The organism is Mycolicibacterium sp. XJ1819, assembly GCF_053483675.1.
Genome location: NZ_JBEFST010000056.1, coordinates 1 through 438, shown reverse-complemented (window position 1 = coordinate 438; position 438 = coordinate 1). Strand labels below are relative to the sequence as shown.

1 protein-coding gene is annotated in these 438 nt (G+C 68.5%); it reads right to left on the bottom strand.

Annotated features, from left to right (window positions below):
• On the bottom strand, positions 1-438 hold a 438-nt coding region (locus tag ABQE89_RS26285; protein WP_448422175.1), incomplete at both ends, for a transposase.

The window sequence follows — 438 nt, the reverse complement described above, 5'->3', positions numbered from 1 at the left end:
GGTTTTGACCCACGGCCACGACGCTTTCGGAGTGACGGCCATCAGGTTGGTCGTGTAATGCGTTCTGCAGCGCTGCCATGATGCGCCGGGAAGAGTGGCACCGACCGCGGCCACCAGCCCGGCGTGGGCGTCGGAGGTCACCAACTTCACCCCCGACAGGCCGCGGGCGGTCAGCGACCGCAGGAACGCCAGCCAGCCCGCTCCGTCCTCGGCGGTGGTGACGTCGATGCCGAGGATCTCGCGGTAGCCCTCATGGTTCACCCCAACGGCGATCAGCGCGTGCACGTTGACCACCCGCCCGCCCTCGCGAACCTTGAGCACCAGGGCGTCGGCGGCCATGAAGGTGTACGGGCCGGCGTCCAGCGGCCGGGTCCGGAAGGCTTCGACGGCCGTGTCGAGTTCTTTGGCCATCACCGACACCTGCGACTTCGACAGCGA